This is a genomic window from Granulicatella sp., assembly GCF_057274575.1.
In genome coordinates this window covers 63,674-71,538 of sequence record NZ_DBHISP010000010.1, presented here as the reverse complement: position 1 = coordinate 71,538, position 7,865 = coordinate 63,674, and the positions used below count along the sequence as shown (strand labels likewise).

7 protein-coding genes and 12 tRNA genes are annotated in these 7,865 nt (G+C 37.3%); all 19 read left to right on the top strand.

The features are described 5' to 3' along the window. Positions 1-79 precede the first annotated feature (79 nt). Positions 80-169: transfer RNA gene (locus tag ACO5V7_RS06475), tRNA-Ser, on the top strand. A 25-nt stretch (positions 170-194) separates the two neighbouring features. Next, positions 195-266: transfer RNA gene (locus ACO5V7_RS06470), tRNA-Glu, on the top strand. Positions 267-278: 12 nt separating this feature from the next. Then, a tRNA-Ser gene (locus ACO5V7_RS06465) sits at positions 279-368 on the top strand. Between the two features lie 9 nt (positions 369-377). Continuing rightward, positions 378-450, top strand: a tRNA-Met gene (locus ACO5V7_RS06460). 3 nt (positions 451-453) lie between these two features. Beyond that, positions 454-526 (top strand) — tRNA-Asp (locus ACO5V7_RS06455). A gap of 23 nt (positions 527-549) precedes the next feature. Next, positions 550-622 (top strand) — tRNA-Phe (locus tag ACO5V7_RS06450). A 3-nt stretch (positions 623-625) separates the two neighbouring features. Next, positions 626-706 (top strand) — tRNA-Tyr (locus ACO5V7_RS06445). A 28-nt stretch (positions 707-734) separates the two neighbouring features. Next, a tRNA-Trp gene (locus tag ACO5V7_RS06440) sits at positions 735-805 on the top strand. Positions 806-821: 16 nt separating this feature from the next. Next, positions 822-894, top strand: a tRNA-His gene (locus ACO5V7_RS06435). A gap of 5 nt (positions 895-899) precedes the next feature. Next, a tRNA-Gln gene (locus tag ACO5V7_RS06430) sits at positions 900-971 on the top strand. 17 nt (positions 972-988) lie between these two features. Continuing rightward, positions 989-1,059 (top strand) — tRNA-Cys (locus tag ACO5V7_RS06425). A gap of 9 nt (positions 1,060-1,068) precedes the next feature. Continuing rightward, positions 1,069-1,152 (top strand) — tRNA-Leu (locus tag ACO5V7_RS06420). Positions 1,153-1,510: 358 nt separating this feature from the next. Continuing rightward, positions 1,511-2,344 (top strand): DUF4238 domain-containing protein, encoded by an 834-nt coding sequence (locus ACO5V7_RS06415; protein ID WP_485485520.1) that lies wholly within the window; start codon positions 1,511-1,513, stop codon positions 2,342-2,344. 39 nt (positions 2,345-2,383) lie between these two features. Beyond that, positions 2,384-2,917, top strand: coding sequence for a hypothetical protein (locus tag ACO5V7_RS06410; RefSeq protein WP_485485519.1), 534 nt, complete (start codon positions 2,384-2,386; stop codon positions 2,915-2,917). A gap of 330 nt (positions 2,918-3,247) precedes the next feature. Continuing rightward, positions 3,248-4,483, top strand: a complete 1,236-nt coding sequence (locus ACO5V7_RS06405) for a glycosyltransferase family 4 protein (protein WP_485485518.1) — start codon at positions 3,248-3,250, stop codon at positions 4,481-4,483. Beyond that, on the top strand, positions 4,479-5,351 hold the full coding sequence (locus tag ACO5V7_RS06400; RefSeq protein ID WP_485485521.1) for an NAD(P)-dependent oxidoreductase: 873 nt from the start codon (positions 4,479-4,481) through the stop codon (positions 5,349-5,351). Before ACO5V7_RS06405 ends, ACO5V7_RS06400 begins: the two co-directional genes overlap by 5 nt. Positions 5,352-5,440: 89 nt before the next feature. Continuing rightward, positions 5,441-5,671: a YkuJ family protein gene (locus ACO5V7_RS06395; RefSeq protein ID WP_298649011.1), complete on the top strand. Its 231-nt coding sequence runs from the start codon at positions 5,441-5,443 to the stop codon at positions 5,669-5,671. Between the two features lie 79 nt (positions 5,672-5,750). Then, the gene (locus ACO5V7_RS06390; RefSeq protein ID WP_485485517.1) at positions 5,751-6,959 is read left to right on the top strand and encodes a homoserine dehydrogenase; all 1,209 of its coding nucleotides are present in this window, start codon (positions 5,751-5,753) and stop codon (positions 6,957-6,959) included. Then, the gene (gene thrB, locus ACO5V7_RS06385) at positions 6,959-7,855 is read left to right on the top strand and encodes a homoserine kinase (protein WP_485485516.1); all 897 of its coding nucleotides are present in this window, start codon (positions 6,959-6,961) and stop codon (positions 7,853-7,855) included. Before ACO5V7_RS06390 ends, thrB begins: the two co-directional genes overlap by 1 nt. Positions 7,856-7,865 lie beyond the last annotated feature (10 nt).

The following is a 7,865-nucleotide window of genomic DNA, read 5'->3' as shown; positions in this document are numbered from 1 at the left end:
TAGCGCATGACTGTTAATCATGATGTCGTAGGTTCGAGTCCTACTGGCGGAGTTCATTCATATAAATGTTTGGAAACTCGGAGAGTTGTCCGAGCTGGCCGAAGGAGCACGATTGGAAATCGTGTAGACGGTTAACCCTGTCTCAAGGGTTCGAATCCCTTACTCTCCATTTGTATGATTGTTTTTGTTACTATGGCCCGTTGGTCAAGCGGTTAAGACACCGCCCTTTCACGGCGGTAACACGGGTTCGAGTCCCGTACGGGTCATTATTTTTTTATGGAGGATTACCCAAGTCCGGCTGAAGGGAACGGTCTTGAAAACCGTCAGGCGTGTAAAAGCGTGCAAGGGTTCGAATCCCTTATCCTCCTTAATATTATCGCGGGGTGGAGCAGTTGGCAGCTCGTCGGGCTCATAACCCGAAGGTCGTAGGTTCGAGTCCTACTCCCGCAATTAGGTTCCGTGGTGTAGGGGTTAACATGCCTGCCTGTCACGCAGGAGATCGCGGGTTCGATTCCCGTCGGGACCGTTAGATGAATATAATATTCGCTAGGCTCGGTAGCTCAGTTGGTAGAGCACTTGATTGAAGCTCAAGGTGTCGGCAGTTCGATTCTGTCCCGAGCCATATGGAGGGGTAGCGAAGTGGCTAAACGCGGCGGACTGTAAATCCGCTCCTTCGGGTTCGGCAGTTCGAATCTGCCCCCCTCCATTTTTTGGAGTTGAATTTCAAACTATTTAGGGGTATAGTTTAAAGGTAGAACAGCGGTCTCCAAAACCGTTAGTGTGGGTTCGATTCCTGCTACCCCTGTTACTTTAATATTATGGCGACCGTGGCGAAGTGGTTAACGCATCGGTTTGTGGCACCGACATTCGGGGGTTCGATTCCCCTCGGTCGCCTATCTTGGGGTATAGCCAAGCGGTAAGGCAACGGACTTTGACTCCGTCATTCGTTGGTTCGAATCCAGCTACCCCAGTTTTTTTATAGTTTGATGGCGGTATAGCCAAGTGGTAAGGCAGAGGTCTGCAAAACCTTCATCACCGGTTCAAATCCGGTTACCGCCTTCCTGATATGCCGGCGTGGCGGAATTGGCAGACGCGCTGGACTCAAAATCCAGTGCCCGCGAGGGCGTGCCGGTTCGACCCCGGCCGCCGGTATATACGTAAAGACAAGGTTTTAAGGCCTTGTCTTTTTTTATTTTTAAATTATTGAAAACAAAAAGTTACTAAAATCTTCTAATTATATTTTATCATAATAAATATTCAAATAATAAATGATAATTCTTGCTCTTTATGTTATGGTGATTTTAAATAAAAATAATAAAGGAGATAGATATGAGAAATAAATTGGCAGTTATTTTGACTCTTTTTGTATCGGCTTTTTTTAGTAGGTTGTAAAGAAGATACTTCAAAATTAAAAGTAGAAAATGCGAAAGTTGAAAATGCATTTAGTATGATAAATTGAATTAGGGATTTTATTTTATGGAACTAACTATTATTAAGGAAGTGAGAAAAAATGGTTACTAAGAAGCAACATTATTATCCAAGAAGTTTATTGAAGTATTTTGCAGATGAAGATAATAAAGTATATGTTTATATAAGGCAAGGTAAAGTATTTAGAAAAATGTCATATGAGAAACTATGCGCGTCAAATAACACATATGAGACTAATAATATTGTTGATAATATTTTAGAAAATAAATTTTCTAAATATGAAGCTAAGATGAGTGCTATTTTAGAAAATATTATTAATAATATTGGGAAAAAAATACTAGTAACTTCGAAAGAAAATCAGGATTTTATTTATAAGTTTATGTGTCTTCAAGCTATAAGAACGGATGCTGGTAGAATTAACTTAATGAATCATTTAAAGAATCCACTAGTTTTCAGTCCAAGGAAGTTTCCTTTAGAGCTCGAAGAAATAAAAACTAATGAAGTGGCTATTGATGATTTTAACCGTATATTTAAGGCGGAAAATAATCTTGAAAATCTATTCCAATTATTTGAAAGACCAGATGAAATGGATTTTTATATTGCTTTGACTGACAAAAATTTAATTACGAGTGATAATCCTGTTACAGGAAATGATGATTTTAGACAGTTTATTCTACCTATTCATCCCAATATTTGTATTGAATTTCTTGATAAAAATAAATATCAATTTGAAGAACCAACGTTATTACTCACAGATAATAAAGTTGATTTTTTAAATAAAGCAACAATTAATACGGCTAATTATTTTGTGATATCTAATCAACCATTTACGGAAGAAGAACAGGAATACATTACTATGAGATTTAAAAATCCTAAAAGCATTCGCAAACCACCTTTTTTTGAAAGTAATGAATAGAATGTTTATTTAATCTAAGTTAGCAATTTGGAGGGGAAAATGGAAAATTCTAATTTTACGCTGTTTATAGATTGGACTTTAAGGATTATACAGATTATTAGTTTTATCGGAGTGATTTTAAAAATTAGTTTTAATAATAACGGTTATTCAGATAATGTAAAAATTAAAAGAATAAGACTAGAAGATTTAGATTCTTTGAACAAAAATTATAGTTTTATTCAAAATTTTGATGATATAAAAGACGCTACATTTAAAGAGTATTTTGTGCTATATCCTGAAAATGTTGATATCATAAATCTAGATTTTATAGAAATTAAATATGGCAAAAATGCTAAAGAAATAGAGGTAGTTAGAGAAACCAATAAGTTTATAAGAAACCATTCTTGCATAATAATTACTACAATATTACCTGAAGGGGCTCCTCATTTAAGAATAAGGTGGAAAACTAGTAATGGAGAGATTGGTGAACATACTTTTCATTATAATGGGTTTAATGGGAATTCAGATATGCTTGCTTATCGGTATAAGTATACTATTTTGAAAAAAATCATGTGTATTGTTGGTTTAAACTGAATGTTGATTTAAATAAGAGTTTCTAAAAATTAAAACAATAAATTTCAAATAGAATTAAATAAGTATTCATTAAAATAAAACTATTAAATCAAGGTTTTTATTTTTATATTTCTCTGGTTACAAAACTCAAAATCCAGTGCGTGCCGGTTCGACCCCGGCCGCCGGTATCGGTTGAAGCTCAACGTTAATCGTTGAGCTTTTTTGTGTCTAAATAGGAAAATATACCGAATATTCTCTTATAAATAGCCCCTTATAGTGACACTACTGTTTGTATCGTTTATAATAGAAGAGATAGTAGAAATATTTATATTTCAAATTAAGGAGGTAAGTATGCGAATCGGTATATTTACAGATACGTTCTTTCCGCAAGTGAGTGGGGTTGCTACTTCAATTCGAGTACTAAAAGAAGATTTAGAAAGACAAGGACATAAGGTTATTATTTTTACAACTACTGATCCAAAAGTAACTGAGCCAGAAGAAAATATTGTACGATTAGGGAGTGTCCCGTTTTTTGCGTTCAAAGATCGTCGAGTTGCGATTCAAGGTCTGGGAAAGGCTTACCGAATTGCGAAAGAAAATGAATTGGATATCATTCATACGCAGACTGAATTTAGTCTGGGGTTGGCAGGTAAACTAATTGCTGCTATGTTGAAGATTCCAACAATTCATACGTACCATACAATGTATGAAAAATATTTACACTATATTGCAAAAGGCAAAGTGCTACGTCCAAGTCATGTGGCGTATATCTCTAAAGCGTTTTGTAATCAAACAAGTGGAGTAGTTGCTCCTAGTCAAATGACAAAAGATAAGCTACTTGAATATGGAGTACTTCAGGAAGTTCGAGTGATTCCAACGGGGGTCGTTGTTCCTCCGCAAGAACCAGAAATTTCCATTGCGTTAAGAAGGAATCTTGGCTATTCAGATGATGAAGTAGTGTTACTATCACTCAGCCGTTTATCTCAAGAAAAGAATATCGCTGCTGTGATTGCTGCGTTACCAGCCATTGTAACAAGTAAGCCAAATGTACGCTTATGTATTGCTGGTGGAGGACCTGAAAGAGAGAAACTCGAAGCACAAGTGGCAGAACTTGGCATGAACGATTTTGTTCAATTTGTGGGCGAAATCAAGAATGAAATAGTTTATAAGTACTATCAAATGGCAGATCTTTACGTGAATGCTTCTGAATCAGAAAGTCAAGGATTAACGTACCTAGAGGCACTTGTTAACCGTGTTCCAGTCATCGCTAAGAAGAATGATTATTTAAGTAGTCTTATTACAGCAGATGCTTTAGGAATGTTATTTGAAACCGATGCGGATATCGCGAATTGTATTTTAGACTATATTGAAAACCAATTAGTCAATGAAGCCGAAGTATCAGCATTACAAGATCAATTGTTATCAGAAATTTCTTCTGAAACATTTGGAGAAAGAATTGTAGATTTCTACGAAGCTGCGATTAATGGATATCAATGGAATCAAGAACATTCGCATAATATTATGAATCTGATGAAATTTTTACGTTTATCAACAAGTGAGTTAAAGGATGAAAAAAATGAAAATTAATACAGTAGGCTTTGTTGGAACTGGCGTGATGGGGAAATCCATGATTCGCCATTTGCTAAAAAAATATAATGTTGTAGTGTACAATCGTACAAAAGAAAGAGCATTAGATCTTCTTGAAGAGGGAGCAACTTGGGCGAATACGCCTACTGAAGTTGCTAATCAAGCGGATGTAGTCTTAACAATCGTAGGCTATCCAAAAGATGTGGAAGAAGTGTACTTCGGAGAAAAAGGAATCTTCAAGTCTACGAAAGAGCATCTTGTTGTGATAGACCTTACAACAAGTACCCCAACTCTTGCTAAGCGCATCGCAGAAGAAGCTACTAGTCGTTCGTGGGAATCGCTAGACGCACCAGTTTCAGGCGGCGACCTTGGTGCAAAAAACGGAACTCTCTCTACAATGGTTGGTGGGACAGAGGAAACATTAGAAAAAGTATATCCAGTATTAGATTGTTTCTCTAAGACGATTACGTTACAAGGAAGTGCAGGTGCTGGGCAACATACAAAGATGGCTAATCAAATTATGATTGCAGGAACGATGACAGGGTTAACAGAGATGATTGTTTATGCAAAAGCGGCAGGCTTAGATTTGGATAAGGTATTACAAACAGTTGGTGCAGGAAGTGCGGCTAACTGGTCACTTTCAAATTATGGACCTCGTATTTTAAAAGAAGATTATTCGCCAGGATTCTTTGCAAAACATTTCCTTAAAGATTTAGGAATTGCACTTGATGAAGCAGAGAGAATGCGTCTATTTTTACCAGCCACTTTACAAGCGAAAAAACTCTACGAAACCCTTTGTGATGATGGTTTTGCAGATGATGGTACCCAAGCTTTAATTAAATTATATTGGAATCTACCAACTGAATAAAAATCTCTTAAAAGGATGGTTATTCTTACTATCAGAGATGGATTTTATGGTAGAATAATGAAAGAAAGTTTGAAAGGGGTAGTAATTATATGAAACCTTCACAATTAGTTGCAATTGTCCAACGTTTACAAACAATGGCGGCACAAGATTCAGATATCGAGGTGCGTCGCTTCGAAAAAGATGGCGTTGAAAAAGTTATCGTTACTTTTAATCAAGAAACAAGTAATTTTGAATTAGTAGATGTAGAAACAAATCAAACATTCCAATTTGATGATATTGATTTAGTGACAATTGAAATTTTTGAAATGTTACAAGATTAAAATAATAACTGTGAGTAAAGCCACGGCGCAGAGTGTCTGTGCTGTGGCTTTTCAATATATTAGATGAGGATTGAAATAAATGAAAATTGCGCTATTAGGATTTGGCACTGTTGGTAGCGGTGTTTATAATATTTTGAAAACAAATGTAGAAAAATTACAGAGAGTACTTCCAGAAGAAATCGAGATTAAGACGGCTTTAGTTCGTGAACCAGAATTGATGCAACAAACAGATGTTGTATTTACAAACAATATTAACGATATCACTAAGGACCCAGAAATCGAATTAGTAGTTGAAGTGATGGGCGGAATCACAACCGCATATGATTATGTGAAAGCTTGCTTATTAGCGAAAAAATCAGTTGTAACAGCCAATAAAAATCTAATTGCCGTTCACGGGGGTGAATTGACAACCCTAGCTAAACTTGAAGATGTGTACTTGTACTATGAAGCAAGTGTTGGCGGTGGAATTCCAGTTTTGCGTCCGATGGTGCAACATTTTGAAACGAATGAAGTGAAATCCATCGTTGGTATCGTTAATGGGACAACAAACTTTATTTTAAGCTCAATGGAAAAAGAAGGGCTCAGCTACGAAGCAGCACTGAAGATTGCTCAAGAAAAAGGATTTGCTGAAGCGGATCCAACAAGCGATGTGGAAGGTCACGATGCAGCTTATAAATTAATGATTTTAACGCGTTTAGCTTTTGGCGTAAATGTTACTTTTGATGAAGTGGCTAAAACGGGAATTTCTGGAGTCACAACATCTCATATGAAGATGGCTTCTGAACATGGGTATGCAATTAAACTGCTAGCTAAAGCACTTAGCGGCGGCGAAAAAGTTTCTCTTGAAGTAGCACCTACTTTTGTACCAGCAACTCATTTATTAGCGCAAGTGCATTATGAAAACAATGCGATTTCTGTAACAGGAAACGCAGTGGATGAAGTTTTATTCTACGGAAAAGGAGCTGGCTCCCTTCCAACAGCAACAAGTGTCTTAGCAGACGTAGTGGAAGTACTTCGCCGTAAAGGTAACGGTAGTGCGGTGGAAACATTTGGCCGTGTAGACAGCCCATTAGTGGGATTCAGTTCAGAAGTAGCAACAAGTTCTTATTTCGTCTATGGAAAAGGAAACTTGGAAGAAGCTCCGTTCAATGGAGAAATTGTAGCAAACAGTGAAGGTGAATTCGGGGTTCGTTATACAGCTTTAACAGCTAGTGAGTTAGCCAAAGTGAAAGAAGCATTCTCAAACTTAAATGAAGTCGCTATTTATCCAATCTTGGAGGAAGCATAATGGCATTAACAATTAAAGTTCCAGCAACTTCAGCCAATATCGGACTAGGCTTCGATTCGCTTGGGATTGCAGTGAATTTATATTTAACACTTCACTTAGGAGAAGCATCTAGCGAATGGGTAATTACACATCCGTTTGGAGAAGAAATTCCTACAAATGAAGAAAACTTAATTATCGAGACTGCTCTAAAAGTTTGCTCAACATTAGCACCGCATAAACTCGTATGCGAAAGTGAGATTCCTTTAACAAGAGGACTTGGAAGTAGTTCGAGCGCGATTGTTGCCGGAATCGAATTAGCCAATGTATTAGGCGACCTACAGTTAACAAACGACGAAAAAGTCAAATGGGCAACCTTTTTTGAAGGACATCCTGACAATGTCGCCCCAGCAATCTTAGGAGGTGTCGTAGTCGCTACGTATGATCACCACACACAAGAAGTATTGACGGTTCATAAGAATGTGGAGGAACCGATTGCAATGGTCGCTGTCATTCCAAACGTTCAATTATCAACGAAGAAGAGCCGTGGCGTACTGCCAAGTTCGCTAGCATACGGCGTGGCAGTAGAAGCAAGTAGCCGTAGTAATGTGTTGGTAGCTGGATTAATGGTCGAAGATTGGAAAGTCATTTCTTCAATTGTTGAGAAAGACTTATTCCATGAAACGTATCGTTCAACGCTCGTTCCTTGGATGGAAGAGGTTCGTAGGATTACCCAAGATGAAGGTCTGGATACACACGGGACTTACCTAAGTGGAGCTGGCCCAACAGTGATGACGTTTGTTCATAAAGAACAAGTCGATCGTTTTGTACAAACATTAGAAAAGTATTTAGAAACAACGCTGAAAGATTGCAAGATTCGTGTGCTTGAAATTGATGCACAAGGCGTTTATGTAAAGTAGAAGGAGAACT

What these genes read in the sequence shown, in the direction of transcription:
- ACO5V7_RS06415 (WP_485485520.1), top strand. Translation starts at nt 1,511, where the DNA reads ATGGTTACTAAGAAGCAACATTATTATCCAAGAAGTTTATTGAAGTAT.
- ACO5V7_RS06410 (WP_485485519.1), top strand. Translation starts at nt 2,384, where the DNA reads ATGGAAAATTCTAATTTTACGCTGTTTATAGATTGGACTTTAAGGATT.
- ACO5V7_RS06405 (WP_485485518.1), top strand. Translation starts at nt 3,248, where the DNA reads ATGCGAATCGGTATATTTACAGATACGTTCTTTCCGCAAGTGAGTGGG.
- ACO5V7_RS06395 (WP_298649011.1), top strand. Translation starts at nt 5,441, where the DNA reads ATGAAACCTTCACAATTAGTTGCAATTGTCCAACGTTTACAAACAATG.
- ACO5V7_RS06390 (WP_485485517.1), top strand. Translation starts at nt 5,751, where the DNA reads ATGAAAATTGCGCTATTAGGATTTGGCACTGTTGGTAGCGGTGTTTAT.
- thrB (WP_485485516.1), top strand. Translation starts at nt 6,959, where the DNA reads ATGGCATTAACAATTAAAGTTCCAGCAACTTCAGCCAATATCGGACTA.